This window comes from Sphingomicrobium aquimarinum (genome assembly GCF_039655735.1).
GTDB classification, from domain to species: Bacteria; Pseudomonadota; Alphaproteobacteria; order Sphingomonadales; family Sphingomonadaceae; genus Sphingomicrobium; species Sphingomicrobium aquimarinum.
Genome location: NZ_JBBYXH010000001.1, coordinates 288,194 through 304,723, shown reverse-complemented (window position 1 = coordinate 304,723; position 16,530 = coordinate 288,194). Strand labels below are relative to the sequence as shown.

23 protein-coding genes and 1 other RNA gene are annotated in these 16,530 nt (G+C 63.4%); 15 read left to right on the top strand and 9 right to left on the bottom strand.

What is annotated here, in order from left to right:
• Positions 1-4: 4 nt before the first annotated feature.
• Positions 5-1,447 (bottom strand): signal recognition particle protein, encoded by a 1,443-nt coding sequence (gene ffh / locus WJS89_RS01645; RefSeq protein WP_346339190.1) that lies wholly within the window; start codon positions 1,445-1,447, stop codon positions 5-7.
• Between the two features lie 156 nt (positions 1,448-1,603).
• Positions 1,604-2,167 carry a DUF924 family protein gene (locus WJS89_RS01640; protein ID WP_346339189.1) on the bottom strand — a complete coding sequence of 188 codons (564 nt, stop codon included), beginning with the start codon at positions 2,165-2,167 and terminating at the stop codon, positions 1,604-1,606.
• Between the two features lie 39 nt (positions 2,168-2,206).
• Between WJS89_RS01640 and dapF the strand changes: the two genes are divergently transcribed.
• Genes dapF through WJS89_RS01610 form a run of 6 tightly spaced genes read left to right on the top strand, consistent with a single transcriptional unit; the run spans position 2,207 to position 7,436 of the window.
• Positions 2,207-3,007, top strand: a complete 801-nt coding sequence (gene dapF, locus WJS89_RS01635) for a diaminopimelate epimerase (protein ID WP_346339188.1) — start codon at positions 2,207-2,209, stop codon at positions 3,005-3,007.
• Positions 3,004-4,221, top strand: a complete 1,218-nt coding sequence (gene mtaB, locus WJS89_RS01630; protein ID WP_346339187.1) for a tRNA (N(6)-L-threonylcarbamoyladenosine(37)-C(2))-methylthiotransferase MtaB — start codon at positions 3,004-3,006, stop codon at positions 4,219-4,221. The genes dapF and mtaB overlap by 4 nt, the downstream gene beginning before the upstream one ends.
• Entirely contained in the window at positions 4,218-5,135 is a 918-nt protein-coding gene (ftsY, locus tag WJS89_RS01625) for a signal recognition particle-docking protein FtsY (RefSeq protein ID WP_346339186.1), read from the top strand. Before mtaB ends, ftsY begins: the two co-directional genes overlap by 4 nt.
• A complete protein-coding gene (locus WJS89_RS01620) occupies positions 5,132-5,752 on the top strand; it encodes an inner membrane-spanning protein YciB (protein ID WP_346339185.1) in 621 nt (206 codons plus the stop codon). Before ftsY ends, WJS89_RS01620 begins: the two co-directional genes overlap by 4 nt.
• Complete coding sequence (locus WJS89_RS01615; protein WP_346339184.1) at positions 5,749-6,678, top strand: ABC transporter ATP-binding protein; 930 nt, start codon at positions 5,749-5,751, stop codon at positions 6,676-6,678. Before WJS89_RS01620 ends, WJS89_RS01615 begins: the two co-directional genes overlap by 4 nt.
• Positions 6,675-7,436, top strand: coding sequence for an ABC transporter permease (locus WJS89_RS01610; RefSeq protein WP_346339183.1), 762 nt, complete (start codon positions 6,675-6,677; stop codon positions 7,434-7,436). The genes WJS89_RS01615 and WJS89_RS01610 overlap by 4 nt, the downstream gene beginning before the upstream one ends.
• Before the next feature lie 48 nt (positions 7,437-7,484).
• On the opposite strand, the gene WJS89_RS01605 is transcribed toward WJS89_RS01610, so the two are convergent.
• Together WJS89_RS01605 and pspF are read right to left on the bottom strand one after the other, a co-directional pair.
• Entirely contained in the window at positions 7,485-8,114 is a 630-nt protein-coding gene (locus WJS89_RS01605; protein WP_346339182.1) for a superoxide dismutase, read from the bottom strand.
• Between the two features lie 84 nt (positions 8,115-8,198).
• Entirely contained in the window at positions 8,199-9,236 is a 1,038-nt protein-coding gene (gene pspF / locus WJS89_RS01600) for a phage shock protein operon transcriptional activator (protein ID WP_346339181.1), read from the bottom strand.
• Positions 9,237-9,389: 153 nt separating this feature from the next.
• On the opposite strand from pspF, the gene pspA reads away from it, so the two are divergent.
• From pspA to WJS89_RS01555, 9 genes are read left to right on the top strand one after another with little or no spacing between them, the layout of a single operon-like run.
• Positions 9,390-10,055, top strand: a complete 666-nt coding sequence (gene pspA / locus WJS89_RS01595) for a phage shock protein PspA (RefSeq protein WP_346339180.1) — start codon at positions 9,390-9,392, stop codon at positions 10,053-10,055.
• A 36-nt stretch (positions 10,056-10,091) separates the two neighbouring features.
• Entirely contained in the window at positions 10,092-10,418 is a 327-nt protein-coding gene (pspB, locus tag WJS89_RS01590; RefSeq protein WP_346339179.1) for an envelope stress response membrane protein PspB, read from the top strand.
• Positions 10,418-10,804, top strand: coding sequence for an envelope stress response membrane protein PspC (gene pspC / locus WJS89_RS01585; RefSeq protein ID WP_346339178.1), 387 nt, complete (start codon positions 10,418-10,420; stop codon positions 10,802-10,804). The genes pspB and pspC overlap by 1 nt, the downstream gene beginning before the upstream one ends.
• A 13-nt stretch (positions 10,805-10,817) precedes the next feature.
• Positions 10,818-11,141, top strand: a complete 324-nt coding sequence (locus WJS89_RS01580; protein ID WP_346339177.1) for a hypothetical protein — start codon at positions 10,818-10,820, stop codon at positions 11,139-11,141.
• The gene (locus WJS89_RS01575) at positions 11,141-11,440 is read left to right on the top strand and encodes a hypothetical protein (protein WP_346339176.1); all 300 of its coding nucleotides are present in this window, start codon (positions 11,141-11,143) and stop codon (positions 11,438-11,440) included. The genes WJS89_RS01580 and WJS89_RS01575 overlap by 1 nt, the downstream gene beginning before the upstream one ends.
• Positions 11,440-11,760, top strand: a complete 321-nt coding sequence (locus WJS89_RS01570) for a hypothetical protein (protein ID WP_346339175.1) — start codon at positions 11,440-11,442, stop codon at positions 11,758-11,760. The genes WJS89_RS01575 and WJS89_RS01570 overlap by 1 nt, the downstream gene beginning before the upstream one ends.
• Before the next feature lie 2 nt (positions 11,761-11,762).
• Entirely contained in the window at positions 11,763-11,999 is a 237-nt protein-coding gene (locus WJS89_RS01565; protein ID WP_346339174.1) for a hypothetical protein, read from the top strand.
• A gap of 20 nt (positions 12,000-12,019) precedes the next feature.
• Positions 12,020-12,427 (top strand): SufE family protein, encoded by a 408-nt coding sequence (locus tag WJS89_RS01560; protein ID WP_346339173.1) that lies wholly within the window; start codon positions 12,020-12,022, stop codon positions 12,425-12,427.
• Entirely contained in the window at positions 12,424-12,861 is a 438-nt protein-coding gene (locus tag WJS89_RS01555; protein ID WP_346339172.1) for a PaaI family thioesterase, read from the top strand. Before WJS89_RS01560 ends, WJS89_RS01555 begins: the two co-directional genes overlap by 4 nt.
• Here WJS89_RS01555 and WJS89_RS01550 read toward each other — a convergent pair.
• From WJS89_RS01550 to cheB, 5 genes are all read right to left on the bottom strand, one after another.
• On the bottom strand, positions 12,858-13,394 hold the full coding sequence (locus tag WJS89_RS01550) for a J domain-containing protein (protein WP_346339171.1): 537 nt from the start codon (positions 13,392-13,394) through the stop codon (positions 12,858-12,860). The two genes, WJS89_RS01555 and WJS89_RS01550, sit on opposite strands and share 4 nt — an antisense overlap.
• A gap of 65 nt (positions 13,395-13,459) precedes the next feature.
• An RNA gene (gene rnpB / locus WJS89_RS01545) (RNase P RNA component class A) lies at positions 13,460-13,833 on the bottom strand.
• Between the two features lie 16 nt (positions 13,834-13,849).
• Entirely contained in the window at positions 13,850-14,530 is a 681-nt protein-coding gene (locus WJS89_RS01540) for an N-acetylmuramoyl-L-alanine amidase (RefSeq protein WP_346339170.1), read from the bottom strand.
• A 35-nt stretch (positions 14,531-14,565) separates the two neighbouring features.
• Positions 14,566-15,417: a CheR family methyltransferase gene (locus tag WJS89_RS01535; RefSeq protein ID WP_346339169.1), complete on the bottom strand. Its 852-nt coding sequence runs from the start codon at positions 15,415-15,417 to the stop codon at positions 14,566-14,568.
• Positions 15,417-16,523, bottom strand: a complete 1,107-nt coding sequence (gene cheB / locus WJS89_RS01530) for a chemotaxis-specific protein-glutamate methyltransferase CheB (RefSeq protein WP_346339168.1) — start codon at positions 16,521-16,523, stop codon at positions 15,417-15,419. Before cheB ends, WJS89_RS01535 begins: the two co-directional genes overlap by 1 nt.
• Positions 16,524-16,530: the final 7 nt, after the last annotated feature.

Below are 16,530 nucleotides of genomic sequence, written 5' to 3'. Positions count from 1 at the left end.
GTCGTTATTTCTTTGAAAACTTGTCGAAACCTGGCGGAAGGTTGTTGGGCATTCCGGGACCGCCCAGCCCCGGCAGGCCGCCGGGCGGAAGCTGCGGCATCTTGCCGTCCTCGCCTTCCAGATCGGGTCCCGCGCCGAACATGCTTGCGAGCTTGCCGAAGCCGCCCATTTTCTTGAGCTTCTTCATCATGCCTTCCATGCCCTGGTGCATCTTGAGAAGCTTGTTGACCTCCTGAACGGTCGTTCCCGAGCCGGCCGCGATCCGCTTCTTGCGCTTGGCATTGATGATCTTGGGCCGCGCCCGCTCCTCGGCGGTCATCGAGCTCATCATCGCTTCCAGACGCGTGAGCGCGTTGTCGTCGACCTGCGCGGCCTGCTTCATGCCGGGCATCATCTTGGCGAGTGCGCCGATGCCACCCATGCGCTTCATCTGCTGGAGCTGGAGGGCGAGATCGTCGAGATCGAACTTGCCCTTCTCCATCTTCTTGGCGAGCCGCTCGGCGTCTTCGGCCTTGACCGTTTCGGCCGCGCGCTCGACCAGCGACACGACGTCGCCCATGCCGAGAATGCGGCCCGCGACGCGGTCCGGATGGAAAGGCTCGAGTGCATCGAGCCCCTCGCCCGTGCCCGCGAACTTGATCGGCTTGCCCGTGACCTCGCGCATCGAGAGCGCCGCACCACCGCGTGCGTCACCATCCATACGGGTGAGGATCACGCCGGTAAGGTTGATCTCGGCGGAGAAGCCCTTGGCGACGTTGACCGCGTCCTGCCCCGTGAGGCTGTCGACGACGAGCAAGGTTTCGGCGGGATCGGCCGCCGCGCCGACCGCCTTCATTTCGCCCATCAGCGCATCGTCGACGTGCAGGCGACCCGCGGTATCGAGCATGAGGACGTCATAGCCCTGCAGCTTGCCCGCCTGGAGCGCGCGCTTGGCGATATCGGTCGGCTGCTGGCCGGGAACGATCGGAAGCGTATCTACGCCCGCCTGCCGCCCCAGCACCGCAAGCTGCTCCTGCGCCGCGGGACGCGCGACGTCGAGCGACGCCATCAGGACCTTCTTGCGATCCTTTTCCGTCAGGCGTTTGGCGAGCTTGGCGGTAGAGGTCGTCTTGCCCGACCCCTGCAGGCCGACGACCATGATGACCGCAGGCGGCGTAACCTTGAGATTGAGTTCGGCATTCTCGCTGCCGAGCAACTCGACCAACGCGTCGTTGACGATCTTGACGACCATCTGTCCCGGCGTGACCGACTTGACGACTTCCTCGCCGACCGCGCGTTCGGTGACTTGTTCGACGAACTTGCGCGCCACCGGAAGCGCCACGTCCGCCTCGAGCAGCGCGACACGCACCTCGCGCATCGCATCGCGCACGTCGCTTTCGGTCAAGGCTCCGCGGCCGCGGATCTTGTCGAAGACGGTGCCAAGGCGATCGCTCAGGCTGTCGAACAAAAGTCTTTCTCCTCAATCACGTGCCGCATGGCGCATAACGCAAAAATCGCCGGCGGACGAAACCTCGTCGGCCAGCGTGCGCCGCAGCGCTTCGCGATATGTCATCCCATGGGACAGGGAGGCGATAGGCGAGCGCGCCGTTCCCGTCAAGTTCGCCTAGAAGGCCGCCCCGTTGTCGAGCGCGCGCTGCTCCGCCGGCGTGCTCTCGCGCCCCAGCGCCTCGTTGCGACCCGGAAAACGCCCGAATGCCTCGATCTGGTCGCGGTGCAGCCGGGCGAACTTGGCCATCTCGGGATCGAGTTTCTCGTACAAGGCGACGGCTTCTTCCTGATCGTCGAGATCCTCGCTGTGCATCAGCGGCATGTAGATGAAGGTGCGATACCGTTCTTCCAGCTTCTGGTCGTAGCCGAGTTCGATGGCGCGGCGGGTCAGGCGACGGGCGAGCGGATCCTGTTCGAAGGCTTCTGCCGACCCGCGATGGAGATTGCGGCTGAACTGGTCGAGCATCAGGATGGCAGCGAGCATGCGGCGCGGCCCTTTGCGCCACTCGGCGGCCTTCGTCTCGATGATGTGACGACGCAGATCGCCATAGCGCCGCGCGATCTCGGCGTCGAAGTCGGGGTCCTTGCGCCACCATTTCGCTTCGCCCGCCTCCTCGAACCAGAAGTCGATCAACTCCTGCGCCTGCTGGCGGTTGGTGATGTCCTCGCTTGGCGGCATGGTTGCCCTTCCCTGTCCCTCACCCTAGATCGCGTTCCTATGAGCGTCAGCTTCCACAAAATGCACGGCCTCGGCAACGATTTCGTCATTCTCGATGCGCGGGAGACCGCGATCGAACCGACGAAGGCGCAGCGACGTGCCTTGTGCGATCGGCACCGGGGCGTCGGCTGCGACCAGTTGATCCGCATCCGCCCGAGCGCGCGCGCGGTGATCGCGATGGACATCTGGAATGCTGACGGCGGCGAGGCGGAAGCGTGCGGTAATGCCACACGCTGTGTCGCTGCGCTGACCGGGGCAACCACGATCGAGACAGCAGGCGGAATGCTCGAAGCGGCCGAGATCGGCGACGAGATCAGCGTTCGATTGCCGCCGCCGCGCTTCGAGTGGGATGCCATTCCGATGGCTGATCCCGTCGATACCTTTCCGGTCCCGATGGGCTGGGGCCCGTTCGATCGTCCGGACGCCGTGAACGTCGGCAATCCGCATCTCGTCTTCTTTGTCGAGAATGGCGAGGAAGCGATGCTAGGCGAACATGGCGCATCGATCGAACGCGACCCAGCGTTTCCCGATCGCATCAACGTCAACGTCGCAACTGTCGAGGATAAGGCACTGAATCTGCGGACGTTCGAGCGCGGGGTCGGGCTCACGCAAGCGTGCGGTACGGGTGCCTGTGCGACGGCGGTAGCGGCGATCCGACGGCGGCTCGTCGTGTCGCCGGTGGAAGTGCGGATGGCGGGCGGCTCGCTGACGATCAGTTGGGCACCGGGCGAGCCGATCCTCATGCAGGGCGGTGCGACCCACGTCTTCTCGGGCGAGATCGACCTCGAGGCACTGGCATGAGTGTCGAGACGATCACATTGGGGTGTCGCCTCAACTTTGCCGAAACCGAGACGATCCGGCGCAAGCTCGAAGCAGCGGGCGCGCGCGACGTGACCGTCATCAACAGCTGTGCCGTGACCAACGAAGCGGTGCGCACGACCCGGCAACACATTCGCAAGGCCCGGAAGGCGCGGCCCGATGCTCGGCTGCTGGTCACCGGATGCGCGGCGCAGGTGGAGTCCGACGCTCTGGCTGCGATGCCCGAAGTCGATGGTCTCATTGGCAATGCCGACAAGCTCGACCTCGATAGACTCCTGGGAAAAACAGATACTTGCGTCAGCGACGTCATGACGTCCCGCAAGGCGACGGTGGCAGCGGGCAATAGCGGAAAGGTCCGCAGCTTCGTGTCGGTGCAAACGGGCTGCGACCATCGCTGCACCTTCTGCACCATCCCCTACGGTCGCGGAAACAGCGTGTCGCTTCCCTACGACGAAGTGCGCCAAGCGGTAGCTGGGGAGCTAGACGGCGGTGCGCACGAGATCGTCGTCACGGGTGTCGATATCACCAGCTACGACCGCGACGGAATGCGCCTCGGCGACCTGCTCCAGCGCCTGCTCGCCGACGAACCGCGACTACGGCGACTACGCCTCTCCAGCCTCGACAGTATCGAGATGGACGGGGCGCTGTTCGAGCTTCTCAGTGGTGATCCTCGCCTCCTCCCCCATTTCCACCTCTCCCTCCAGGCAGGTGACGACATGATCCTGAAGCGCATGAAACGGCGCCACAGCCGAGCGCAGGCCGTAAGGATCGTCGAGCGACTAAAGGCCGCGCGTCCCGAGGTCACGATCGGCGCCGACATCATCGCTGGCTTCCCGACCGAAACGGACGCGATGTTCGCGAACAGTCTCGCCTTGATCGAAGATTGCGACATCGTTGCAGCGCACATCTTCCCGTTCAGCCCACGCGATCGCACACCGGCGGCGCGAATGCCCCAGGTCGACCGGGCGCTCATCAAGGCACGAGCGGCGCGGTTGCGGGAGCGGGCAGCGGCGCACCGCCAGCAATGGCTCGAAAGCCAGGTCGGAACCATGCAGCCCGTCCTGATCGAAAATCACGGCCGCGGCCATACCGACGGCTTCGCGCCGATCGCCATTGCGGGCACGGTTCGTGGCGACTACGGCGAGGCGATGGTTACGGACGCCGACGACAAGGGACTGACGGGGGAATTTCAATGAGTTGGCTCGACCGTCTCACGGGCGGCTTCCGCAAGACCGCTGACCGCGTGGGCGAGAATATCTCGGGCATCACGTCCAAACAGGCCCTCGATATCGCGACACTCGACGATATCGAGGAGGCGCTGATCGCGTCCGACCTCGGTCCCGAAGCCTCCAAGCGCATTCGCGATGCGATCGCGGCGCGCAAGTTCGACCAGCTCGACGAACGCGGACTGCGCACGATCCTCGCCGAAGAAATCGAGGCCATCCTTACGCCGGTGGCAAAGCCACTGGATGTGTACGGCTTTCCCCGGCCGCACGTCATGTTGGTGATCGGCGTGAATGGCTCGGGAAAGACGACCACCATCGGCAAGATCGGCCATCTGCTCATGGAACAGGATTATGGCGTGCTGCTGGCCGCCGGCGACACCTTCCGCGCCGCTGCCATCGAGCAACTGAAGATCTGGGGCGATCGTATCCATGCGCCCGTGATCGCGGGGCCCGAGGGCGGCGACCCCGCTTCGATCGTATTCGACGGGGTCAAGCAGGCGACGGCGACGGGCGAGGATGTTCTGATCGTGGATACGGCGGGTCGCCTCCAGAACAAATCCTACCTCATGGACGAACTTGCGAAGATCCGCCGCGTGCTGGGAAAACTCAACGAGGAGGCCCCGCACGACGTGATCCTTGTCCTCGACGCCACGACGGGCCAGAATGCCATCAACCAGATCGAGGTCTTCCGCGAGGTCGCCAATGTGACCGGGCTCGTCATGACCAAGCTGGACGGCACCGCACGCGGCGGTGTGATGGTCGCGGCGGCCGAGAAGTTCGGGCTTCCCATTCACGCCATCGGCGTCGGCGAGGGCGTGGACGACCTTCGCCCCTTCGATCCGCGCGCGGTCGCCCGCGCGATCGCCGGCTTGCCGCCCGCATGACCGACCAGCATCCCGGCCCCGAACTCACCGACAAGAAGAGCGGCAGCACAGGGTTGCAGCTGCTGCTCGATGTCGGGCCGCTCATTCTCTATTTCGCGGCCTTCAAGTTCGCGCCGGGAGAAGAGGTTCAACGGCTGCTCATCGGCACGGGAGCCTTTTTGGCGGCCATGATCGTCGCGATGGGGATCGGCTATCGGCGAACCGGCAAGGTCACCACGCTTCAGCTCATGTCGCTGGTGCTGGTTGCGGTGTCGGCGGCCATCACCTGGTTCACGCGCGACGGCAATTTCATCAAGATGAAGCCGACCCTCTTCTATGCGCTCGCCGCCGTGCTGCTCGGGTGGGGATATCTTACCGGGCGCAATCTCCTCCAATCCCTCTTGGGGGCGGCCTACCCCGGCCTGACGCCACGCGGATGGAGCCTGCTTTCGCGCAACTGGGCCATTTTCTTTGTCATCATGGCGTCACTCAACGAAGTCGTCTGGCGTAACTTTTCGACGTCATTCTGGATTGGCTTCAAACTGTGGGGCTTCCTTCCTCTCACCTTCCTGTTTGCCGCCAGCCAGTTTCCGATGCTCTCCCGCAATGGCCTCGATATTTCAGGTTCCGACACATGAGCATCATCACGATCGAGGGTGTGACCAAGGCCTACGGCAGCGGCACGCTCGCGCTGAAAGGCATCGATCTCGAGATCGAGCGGGGCGAGATCTTCGCGCTGCTCGGTCCCAACGGCGCGGGCAAGACGACGTTGATCTCGATCGTCTGCGGCATCGTCACCAAGACGGGCGGCAGCGTGACCGTCGACGGTTATGACATCGAAGACCAGTATCGCCCCGCACGCGAGCGCATCGGGCTTGTCCCGCAGGAACTCACGACCGAGGCGTTCGAGACCGTCTGGGACACGGTGCGCTTCTCGCGCGGACTGTTCGGGAAGGCCGCCGACGATGCCTATCTGGAAGACATCCTGAAGCGGCTGACGCTGTGGGACAAGCGCAAGTCGCGGATGATGGAATTGTCGGGCGGCATGAAGCGTCGCGTGATGATCGCCAAGGCGCTCTCGCACCAGCCCGAGATCCTGTTCCTCGACGAACCTACTGCCGGCGTCGACGTCGAACTGCGACGCGATATGTGGGAGTTGGTGCGCAAGTTGAAGGCGGATGGGACCACGATCATCCTCACCACCCACTATATCGAGGAAGCCGAGGAGATGGCGGACCGCGTCGGCGTGATCCGCGGCGGCGAACTGGTCGCCCTCGGCAGCAAGGTCGAACTCATGAGCCAGATGGGGCGCAGGACACTCAAGATCTTTCTGGACGAACCCCTGTCACAAATCCCCGCCGCACTCGAACCCTGGGATCTCCAGCTCGGAGACGAAGGGCACGAGATTTCCTATCAGTTCGACAGCAACGCGGAGACGACCGGCATCCCGACACTGATGCGCGAGCTCGATACCCTCGGACTGTCGTGGCGCGACCTGACGACGCAGCAGTCGAGCCTCGAAGACATCTTCGTATCCCTCGTCAACGAGGAGCGGGCATCATGAACCTGCGTGGCCTCTTCGCCATCTACAAGTTCGAAATGTCGCGCTGGCGGCGGACGCTGGGGCAAAGCCTCGTCGCGCCGGTCATCACGACCTCGCTCTACTTCCTCGTGTTCGGCTCCGCGATCGGCGGGCGAATGAGCGACATGGGCGGGATCGATTATGGCAGTTTCATTGTCCCGGGGCTGATCCTGCTGGCGGTGCTGACCCAGTCGATCGCGAACGCGAGTTTCGGGATCTACTTCCCGAAGTTCACGGGGACCATCTACGAGATCCTGTCGGCGCCGCTGTCGCCGTTCGAGACGGTGCTTGGCTATGTGGGAGCGGCCGTCACGAAGTCCTTCATCCTCGCACTCGTCACACTGGCGACGGCGACCTTGTTCGTCGAAGTGCGGCTCGAGCATCCATTGCTGATGCTGCTGTTCCTCGTTGCGATCGCGGTGGGGTTCTGCCTTTTCGGCTTCCTCATCGGGCTGCTCGCCGACAATTTCGAACAGTTGCAGTTCGCGCCGCTTCTCGTTGTGACACCCCTCGCCTTTCTTGGCGGCATTTTCTATTCGGTCGACTCTCTGGCCGAACCCTGGCGAACGGTCACGCTGTTCAACCCCATCGTCTATCTCGTCTCGGCCTATCGCTGGACCTTCTACGGTGTCGCCGACGTCCCGCTCGTCGCGAGCCTTGTCGCGATGGCGCTCGTCATTCTGATTCCGCTTGGCGCGATTACGTACATCTTCCGCACCGGAAGCCGGCTCAAACAATAAGGGCGGCGACCGAAGTCACCGCCCTCATCGTTCGTATGAACAGGAAGTCTAGGCGTCCTGGTCGGCGCGGGAAATACCGTTGCCGTCGAGGTTCTGGCTGACGAAATCCCAGTTGACGATGTTGTGGAGCACGCTCTTCAGATAGTCGGGGCGCGCATTCTGGTAGTCCAGATAATAGGCATGTTCCCAGACGTCGACGGTGAACAGCGGGGTCATGCCGTGCACGACGGGCGTGTCGGCATCGTGGAGGCTGGTGATTTCCAGCTTGCCGTTGTTGAGGATGAGCCAACCCCACCCGCTGGCGAAATGGCCGGCACTTTCTTCCTGCAGCTTTTCGAGAAGCTTGTCGGTCGACCCGAAATCGCTCTCGATCATCGACTGGAGCTTGTCTGAAGGCTTGGTCGAACCCTCGGGGGCGAGACCTTGCCAGAAGAAGCTATGGTTCCAGACCTGCGCGCTGTTGTTGAAGAGACCCTGCTCGCCATTCTCGCTGGCGTGCTTGATGACCTCGGAAAGCTTCTTGCTCTTCAGGTCGTGCTTATGGTCCTTGATCGCCTTGTTGGTCTTGTCGACATAGGCCTTGTGATGCTTGCCGTGATGATAGCTCAGCGTCTCAGCGGACATGTTGTCGCCCAGTGCGTCCTTGGCGAAGGGAAGTTCGGGAAGGGTGAAGGCCATGAAATGCTCCTGTTGGTCCTTGAGGGTTCACCTCGCCAACGCGCGCGGACGCCCACCGTTGCACTTGGGGAGCGATGAGCGAAATTAATCGATCGGATCGGTGTTGAGCTTCAGTCGCTTGATGGCGTGGCGCAGCTGATCGTAGCTGAGGCCCAGCGCCTCGGCCGTCGCACGCTGATTGTAGCGCTGGCGCTCGAGCGCGTCGGCGATCAATGCTTTCTCATAATCGGCAACCGCGGACTTGAAATCGTCTGTGGCGAGCGGAACCGCAGCGGTCTCCGACCCCGGTATCTCCGCGCGATCCGGGTCAGCGGAATCGCTGCGAGCGCCATCGCCCGGAAGCGGCGCCCACGGCGACTTAAAAGGATTGAAATTGATCTCGGCGACAGGCCTCTCGGGATCATCGGCGCGGTAGACCGCGCGCTCGATGACGTTGCGGAGCTCACGAACGTTTCCGGGCCAGGCGTACTCCTCGAGCCGCGCTTCGGCGCGCTTTTCGAACCCCGGCCAGTTGGGCCAGTCGAGCTCGACCGCCATGCGCCGTCCGAAATGCTCGGCGAGGAGCGTGATATCGCCTTCGCGCGCCCGAAGCGGCGGCAGGGTCACGACTTCGAAGCTCAAGCGGTCGAGAAGGTCGGCGCGAAACTTGCCCTGGTCGACGAGCTTGGGGAGATGTTCGTTGGTCGCCGCCACGATCCGCACGTCCACGCGAACGGGCTTCGAGGCACCGATGCGCGTAATTTCTCCATATTCCACAGCGCGTAACAGGCGGTCCTGCGCACCCGATGACAAGGTTGCCAGCTCGTCGAGAAAGAGCGTGCCGCCGTCGGCTTCCTCGAACCGACCCTGGCGGGCTTTGCTTGCGCCGGTGAAGGCGCCCGCCTCGTGCCCGAAAAGTTCGGCTTCGATCAGACTCTCGGGAAGCGCCGCGCAGTTCATCGTCACCAAGGGTCCGGACCAGCGGGTCGACAGGCGATGAAGGCGTTCGGCGATCAGTTCCTTGCCCGTGCCCCGCTCGCCGATGACGAGCACGGGCCGATTGAGCGGGGCGGCCTTGCTGGCACGCTCGACGGCGTCGAGAAAAGCCAGCGACTGGCCCACAAACTGGTTCGTCCGCTCCATGGGATTTCATGTGGTATTTTTTGCCACCATTTGGCAAGAAGTTTCACATCTTCCGGTCTTGGACTTTGGAGAAAACCCGGAAAGTCCTAGCTCACCCAGAACTGGCATGTTTCTGGCATAGTTGGGACTGAGAACGATTATTGGGAGCCGCATATGGCCATCTTTTCCCGTGTAAGGGACATTTTCGCAGCTAACATGACCGAGCTGCTCGACCGTGCCGAAGACCCGGCACGCATGATCCGCATGATCATCCTCGAGATGGAAGAGACCCTCGTCGAGGTTCGTGCATCCGCCGCGCGCTCGATCGCGGACGAGAAGGAAATTCGCAGGGCATTGGTGCGCCTCGATGGGCTGCAGGATAGCTGGACCGAGAAGGCCGAATTGGCCTTGTCGAAGGATCGCGAGGATCTCGCCAAGCAGGCGCTCGTGGAACGGCAGAAGGCCAAGGACCTTGCCGACGGTCTGCGTGAGGAAATCGGGCAGATCCAAGAGACGCTCAAGGTCTATGAGGAGGACATTTCGAAGCTGCAGACGAAGCTTCGCGAGGCCCGCAGCCGCCAGAATTCGATCGCCAATCGCCTCGAAAGCGCGATGAGCCGTCACAAGGCGCGCGAAGTCCTCAACGGCAACCGTACGCAGGATGCCTTCTCGCGCTTCGAGAGCCTCGAACGCCGCGCCGACATGGCGGAAGGCCAGGCCGACGCGCTCGGCATGACGGGCCCCAAGAGCCTCGAGGAAGAGATTTCGGAGCTGCGTTCGTCCGACAAGGTCGACGCCGAGCTGGAGGCCATGAAGGCCGCGCTCAGGAACAAGGGATAAATCGAATAACGCGCCTCGCGCGCGATAAAGGGGAAGATGATGGACGAATTCATGGGCTTCTTTGCCATTGCAGCGATCTTCATCGCGCTGCCGTGGCTGGTGTTTCACTATATCACCAAGTGGAAAAGTCAGGCGACGCTGACGCAACCGGACGAAAAGCTTCTCGAGGATCTGCACGACGCCGCGCGGCGCCTCGACGATCGCCTCTGCACGATCGAGCGGATCATGAGCGCGGAAGATCCGGACTGGCGCCGCAAGTGCGCGCTCCCAGAGCAGAACCGCGACCAGGCGCTGCTCGACCGTGCAGACGATCTCCTCGCCGAGCACCAGGAGTTGCTCGCGCGTCGCCGGGAGCGCGGATAATGGCCCCTCCCCCGTCCCGCACGAAATTCTACAAAGACAAGGCCAACGGGAAGGTCGCGGGCGTCTGCGCGGGACTGTCGGACTACACCGGCATCGACCTCACGATGATGCGCGTCATGGTGCTCTTCGCCATCCTCGCCAGCAGCGGATCGGCCGTGCTGCTCTATATCCTCACGGCGATCATTGCCGAGGATAAGCCTGCCGAACTTCGCTACGAGGACGAGGAAGACCAGCGTTTCTGGCGCGGGGTGCGCGCGTCGCCGACCAAGTCGGCCAAGCAGATCCATTCCCAGTTCCGCTCGATCGACCGTCGCCTCGCCGATATCGAGAGCTATGTGACGAGCGAGAACCGCGTCCTCGCCCGCCAGATCGACGAGCTCAAATAGGGGACAGCCAAAAATGGATCTTTCACTCTTTATCGAACTTGCGCCCTTCGTGACGATCGTGATGGTCGCATGGGTTCTAGGCTGGGTGCTGACCACCTGGCTCCGGATCAAGAACGGCTATCCGCTGGAAGGAAGCTGGGGCAACGCCATCCATCCGCACAAGGATCGCGAGGCGGAGGAGCGAATCAAGCTTCTCACCGGCGAAAACGCCGAACTGCGCGCGCAGATGAGCGCGATGAAGGAACGCGTCGAGACGGTCGAACGCATCGTCACCGATCAGAGCTACAGCGTAGCGCGCGAGATCGAGCAGCTCGAACGCAAGAAGGGGGCGAATTGATGGGCACGTTTGAATTCATCATCGCGATCATCGCGCTGACCAGCATCGGGACGTTCCTCTCGAACTGGCAGCGCGCCAAATATGGCTACCCGATCACCGACGAGCTCGGGAACGAAGTTCGCCGTGAGGAGGGCACGCGAGCCGAGGCGCATGAGGCCCGGATCGAGGCACTGGAGAAACGGTTGCGCGTGCTCGAGCGGATCGCGACCGACCGCGGCATCGAGACCGCCGATCAGATCGAGGCATTGCGCGATCTTCCCGAATACGGAGTACGCGAGAGCGTGGCGAGAGGCCGCTGATGTCCACTCTGATCGTCATCGGTATCTTTGTCATCGTGCTGATCGCACTCGTCGGCGGACTGGTGCTCGAATATGGCAATGTCACCAATCGGAAGGGGAGCTCCGATGAAAGGGGCGCCGCAGATGCAAGGCTGAAGGCCGAGAATGTCGCGCTGCGCGAACAACTCGACCAGGTCTACGATCGGCTCGAAACGCTCGAGCGGATCGTGACGGACAAGCCCTCGCGCCTGTCGGAGGAAATCGATAGGCTGGCTACCTTGCCGCCGCGACCTCCCAAGGCCGGACAGCCGCCCGAGCCGCGGCGCGAAGAAAAGGAATAGACATGGATCCGTTTTCGATGGTCGTCGCGATCGTCCTCATCGCCACCATCGGCGGGGTCGTGAAGGAAAATGCCAAGACGCGTCAGCGCATCCGCGAGAATGTCCCCGACGATGGCGAAATGAAGATGCTCCGCGACGAAGTGGTGAAGCTGCGAGACCGCGTGCAGGTGCTCGAACGGATCGCGGTCGAGAAGGAAGACACGCTCACCCGTCAGATCGAGGAATTGCGCGACCGTTGAGGCTTGGCTAGGGCGGCGACATGTCCCTTCCTCCCCTGTCCGACCTGCAGACCGAATATGAGTTTCTCGATAGCGAAGATCGCTATCGCCTGCTCATCGATCTGGGCCGAAAGCTCGAGCCGATGCCCGAGGCGCTCAAGACCGACGCGACCAAGGTGCGCGGCTGTTCGGCCAGCGTCTGGGTCTATCCGACGCAGGATAACGACACGCTGCATTTTCTTGCCGATAGCAATGCCGCCATCACAAAAGGCATCGTTGCGCTGGTCCTGAGCGCGGTTCAGGACAAGCCCGCTGCCGAGGTCGCCGCGACCGACATCCACGCGGCACTGGCACCCTTCGACCTCGCGAACGAATTGTCGTCGAACCGCACGCAGGGCGTTCCCAACATGATCGCGCTCATCAAGGAAACGGCGGGGCGGTTGGCGTGAGCAGTCTCGGCGAGCCGGGGGCGGAGTTCGATCTACCGCGTTTTCTAAAGCTTGCAGGGTCGGTCGGGCACGGCAAGGCGCTCGGCTACACGTTCCACGACGAAGGCGAGGGATGGATCGAGATGTGCCTTCAGCCGAAAGCCGAACTGGTGGGCGTCGAGGACGGCGGGATCCTCGCTTCCGGCGCCATCGTGGGCTTGCTCGATGCGTGCGGCGGTGCCGCGGTCTGGCAGAAGCTGGGTGGTTTCAAGACCATCGTTACCGTCGATATGCGGCTGGACTATCTGCGTCCCGCGACGATCGACGATGGGACCATCATCGCGCGGTGCGAATGTTATAAGCTGACGAAAAAGATCGCCTTCGTGCGGGGGACTGCGCGTATCGAGAATGGCGGCGAGCTGGCGCATGTCGCCGCCACCTACATGAAGCCCTAGCCGAGGGCCTGTCGTCGTTCTTCGGCGCTTTTCAGCACGTCATAGGCTGCCTTGACCTTCTGGAACTCGGCCGCCGCCTCTGCATCGCCCGGATTGACGTCGGGGTGCAGTTCCTTGGCACGCTTGCGGTAGACTTGGCGGACGTCCTTGAACTCCGCATGCGCGTCGAGGCCGAAGAGGTCGAGCGCACGCATCTCGTCGCGGCTCCTGCTGCCGTCGCCCGAGCCCGCCCATTCGTAGTGCGCACTCTGGCGGAACCCCGAGGCGTCGCGGCTTTCATCGGCCGCCCGCTTGGCGGCTTCTTCCTTCGACAAGCCTTGGAAATAATTCCAGTTCTTGTTGTATTCCGCCGCATGTTTCTCGCAGAAATACCAGCGTTCCGGGCTGTTTGGCGCCTTGGGCGCAGGTCGGTCTCCAGCCTCGGAACAATCGACACGGTCGCACAGGCGCACCTTGGCGGCCTCGCGGCTCGATTCACCGTAGGCGCGCCAGCGGGGAAAACCCCAGTCGTTTGATCGTCGTGCGCGTGGCATCGTCTCTTCCATCTAGGTGGCGCAACCGATGCTGACCACCCTGTCCTGTCGCGGTCGTGCAGAAAAACGCCAGGGGACCTGTAAGCCGGGTTCTGTCCACCCGCTTGTCGCGGGATGGGCGACCATTCATCTAGGACCGCCGTTACCGGCGACCTCCAGCAGCCAACCCGGGCGACGAACCGGAACCGGTTCATGCGCCGCCCCTATTCGGCCTTGCTCCCGGTGGGGTTTACCGTGCCGCCGACGTTGCCGCCGACGCGGTGCGCTCTTACCACACCCGTTCGCCCTGACCGCGCCGAAGCGCGGCGGGATGCTTTCTGTGGCACTGTCCCTGAACCCGCCCTGAGGCGAGCCCGCCGGGCGTTACCCGGCACCGTCGTTCCGTGGAGCCCGGACTTTCCTCGAAGGATCACTCCCTCGCGGCCGCCCGGCCCCCTGACGACGGGCGATATGGTCTATTGCGGACGGGGCAGCAAGAGGGCGAGCAGCTTTGCCCTGCATTCTCCATCGATGATGCCGTCGATCGTCTCGGGCCGGAAACGCCGCTGGAAGGCTTCCACCGCCGCCGTTTCGTCGGTCACGTCATAGCCGAACCGCTCGAGTGCGAGCATGAAGCCGGCATCGGTCCAGAACGGGTCCATGAGATCGCGCGTCGGCGAGGGAAGCGCGAGGCGACGCTTGGCAAGCGCGGGCCAGGGAAACTTCTCGCCGGGGTCCTGCTTTCGCCTGGGCGCGACGTCCGAATGGCCGACGATGTTGCCGCGGCTGATGCCATGGCGGTTCTTGATGTCGGACAGGAGCGGGATCAGGGCGGCAATCTGTTCGTCGGGGAAGTCGGGATAGCCGAATTCGTGACCGGGATTGACGATCTCGATACCGACACTGGCGGAATTCACGTCCGTAATCCCGCGCCAGTAGCTTTTCCCCGCGTGCCAGGCGCGTTTCTCCTCGTCCACCAGCTGGTAGATGGTCCCGTCCTCGACGATACAATAATGCGCGGACACCCCGCCGGCCTCGCTGCACATCTTGTCGAGCGCCGCCTCGGCGGTGGGCATCCCGGTATAATGCAGGACAACCATCGAGACGGGCAGTTGCCGCTCGTTGCAATTGGGGGAAGGTCGATCGACTACATCCATGGAGCCGCTGTTAGGCACTTTTCGGAGGCCGCGGGTCAAGCCCCGACAGCGCGCCGATCCACATTTTCGTGGCCATCGAGGCGATAGATGCCGCGCATCATCCGGTCGGCAGCGAAGCGGTCGGTCTGGCCGATGACGGTCTCACCCGCGCCCAGCAGCAGTCCGCCATCCGGCCTCAAGGCACGCGCGAAGTTTTCGAAGGCTTCTCCGCGTCGTTGCGCGCAGAAATAGAGCAGCACGTTGCGGCACAGGATGAGATCGAAGCGCCCCGGGCGCGGCGGCGTGTCGAACAGGTTTCGCACCTCGAAGCGGACCTTGTCGCGAATGCTCTGTGCGACCTGCCACTCATCGCCTTTCTCGGCAAACCAGCGGACGGTCTGCTGGATCCCGAGTCCGCGCTGCACTTCGAAATGCGTGAACATTCCCTCGCGCGCCCGGTCGATCACCGCGCTGGAAACGTCGGTGCCCACGATCTCTATGGTCCAGCCCTGCCACGCGACAGGGTCCTCGGCGATCATCATCGCGAGGCTGTAGGCCTCCTGACCGGTCGAGCATCCGGCCGACCACAGGCTCAGCTTCCGCTCTGCCATCCGTGCCTTTCGGAGCGTAGGGAGGAGGTCACGCGCCAGCATGTCGAAGGGCGCACGGTCGCGGAAGAAGTAGGTTTCGTTGTTCAACAGCGCTTCGACGACTTCGTCGGACAGCCGCGGCTCCTTGTTTGTAACGAGCAACGTGATCAGCTCGTCGATCGAACCGATCTGGCGCTTGCGCAGGATCGACTGGAGCGCGGTCTCGATACGCCAGCGACGGCTCATCGTGAGCTGCTGCCCCGTACGCGCTTCGAGGAGACCCGCGAGGATCCGGCTGCTGCTGTCACTGATCGCCATTATGCGGCGCCTCCGATACGCTTGGATACGAACCTTGCAAGCTCCTCGGGTGGTGCAAGGCGACAGGCGAGACCCGCGTCGAAAATGCTCTTGGGCATTCCCCACACGGCGCTCGACGCTTCGTCCTGCGCCATGACCACCGAGCCGCACGCAACGAGCCGCTGCGCGCCCGCCGTGCCGTCGCGGCCCATGCCAGTAAGGACCACGCCGCAGGCGCGCTCGCCGCAGGCCTCGGCGGCCGAAGCGAACATGGGGTCGACCGAGGGAAGGCAGCCCACGGCCGTGCGGCCCTCCGTGAGGCGCGCCATAAGACCGTGAGCGGTGGCCTTGATCTCGAGGTGCTTGTCGCCGGGCGCGATATAGATGCGGTCGGCAAGCAAGGGGTGGCCGTCGTCGGCCACATGGGTCTTGCGGTTGGCGAACTGGGTCAACTGCCGCGCGAAGACGGTCATGAAGGCGCCGGGCAGATGCTGGGTGATACAGATGGGCACGCCGATCTTTGGCGGCAGCGCACGCAGGAAATTGCCCAGGGCGTGGATGCCGCCGGTGGACGAGCCGATGAGCAGAACGTCGATGGGGCCTTCGTGATCGTTGCGCAGCTTCGCAAGGCGCACGGGCGTCGGCGCTGGCGGGATGGGGATAGCCGGTTTGGGAACCGCACCCGACTTGGCGAGCGCACGGAGCTTGTCGAGCAGCACCTGTGTGAACGTGCCACCAAAACGGCCGGTGCCGGGCTTGGGGATGGTGTCCGATGCGCCCATTGCGAGCGCCGACACGGTCGCCTGCGCGCCTTCCTCGGCAAGCGAGGAGCAGACGAGCACCTGCGCACCGCGCGAGGCTTCGAGGATTTCGGGAAGCTTCTTCAGTCCCCCTTCCCCGGGCATTTCGAGGTCGAGAAGCACGATGTCGGTGTCGACATGACGCAGCTGCTCGATCGCATCTTCGGCGGTGGGTGCATCGGCGACGACGGTGAAGGTGGGATCGCTCTCGATCATGCGCGTCAGCACCGCGCGCGCGACCGTGCTGTCGTCAACCACCATCAGCCGCACGCGTTTGTCGGTGCGGCCCGGTTCGTCAAAGGTTGTGGATGCGAGCACCCCGCCCATGGGGAGC

Excerpts from the sequence above, each read along its gene's own strand:
- WJS89_RS01565 (WP_346339174.1), top strand. The coding sequence starts at position 11,763 with ATGGATCCGTTTTCGATGGTCGTCGCGATCGTCCTCATCGCCACCATC.
- mtaB (WP_346339187.1), top strand. The coding sequence starts at position 3,004 with ATGAGTGTCGAGACGATCACATTGGGGTGTCGCCTCAACTTTGCCGAA.
- WJS89_RS01580 (WP_346339177.1), top strand. The coding sequence starts at position 10,818 with ATGGATCTTTCACTCTTTATCGAACTTGCGCCCTTCGTGACGATCGTG.
- WJS89_RS01610 (WP_346339183.1), top strand. The coding sequence starts at position 6,675 with ATGAACCTGCGTGGCCTCTTCGCCATCTACAAGTTCGAAATGTCGCGC.
- WJS89_RS01570 (WP_346339175.1), top strand. The coding sequence starts at position 11,440 with ATGTCCACTCTGATCGTCATCGGTATCTTTGTCATCGTGCTGATCGCA.
- pspC (WP_346339178.1), top strand. The coding sequence starts at position 10,418 with ATGGCCCCTCCCCCGTCCCGCACGAAATTCTACAAAGACAAGGCCAAC.
- pspA (WP_346339180.1), top strand. The coding sequence starts at position 9,390 with ATGGCCATCTTTTCCCGTGTAAGGGACATTTTCGCAGCTAACATGACC.
- WJS89_RS01550 (WP_346339171.1), bottom strand. The coding sequence starts at position 13,394 with ATGCCACGCGCACGACGATCAAACGACTGGGGTTTTCCCCGCTGGCGC.
- WJS89_RS01560 (WP_346339173.1), top strand. The coding sequence starts at position 12,020 with ATGTCCCTTCCTCCCCTGTCCGACCTGCAGACCGAATATGAGTTTCTC.
- WJS89_RS01640 (WP_346339189.1), bottom strand. The coding sequence starts at position 2,167 with ATGCCGCCAAGCGAGGACATCACCAACCGCCAGCAGGCGCAGGAGTTG.
- WJS89_RS01575 (WP_346339176.1), top strand. The coding sequence starts at position 11,141 with ATGGGCACGTTTGAATTCATCATCGCGATCATCGCGCTGACCAGCATC.
- pspB (WP_346339179.1), top strand. The coding sequence starts at position 10,092 with ATGATGGACGAATTCATGGGCTTCTTTGCCATTGCAGCGATCTTCATC.
- WJS89_RS01620 (WP_346339185.1), top strand. The coding sequence starts at position 5,132 with ATGACCGACCAGCATCCCGGCCCCGAACTCACCGACAAGAAGAGCGGC.
- dapF (WP_346339188.1), top strand. The coding sequence starts at position 2,207 with ATGAGCGTCAGCTTCCACAAAATGCACGGCCTCGGCAACGATTTCGTC.
- ftsY (WP_346339186.1), top strand. The coding sequence starts at position 4,218 with ATGAGTTGGCTCGACCGTCTCACGGGCGGCTTCCGCAAGACCGCTGAC.
- WJS89_RS01615 (WP_346339184.1), top strand. The coding sequence starts at position 5,749 with ATGAGCATCATCACGATCGAGGGTGTGACCAAGGCCTACGGCAGCGGC.
- WJS89_RS01605 (WP_346339182.1), bottom strand. The coding sequence starts at position 8,114 with ATGGCCTTCACCCTTCCCGAACTTCCCTTCGCCAAGGACGCACTGGGC.
- pspF (WP_346339181.1), bottom strand. The coding sequence starts at position 9,236 with ATGGAGCGGACGAACCAGTTTGTGGGCCAGTCGCTGGCTTTTCTCGAC.
- WJS89_RS01540 (WP_346339170.1), bottom strand. The coding sequence starts at position 14,530 with ATGGATGTAGTCGATCGACCTTCCCCCAATTGCAACGAGCGGCAACTG.
- WJS89_RS01535 (WP_346339169.1), bottom strand. The coding sequence starts at position 15,417 with ATGGCGATCAGTGACAGCAGCAGCCGGATCCTCGCGGGTCTCCTCGAA.
- cheB (WP_346339168.1), bottom strand. The coding sequence starts at position 16,523 with ATGGGCGGGGTGCTCGCATCCACAACCTTTGACGAACCGGGCCGCACC.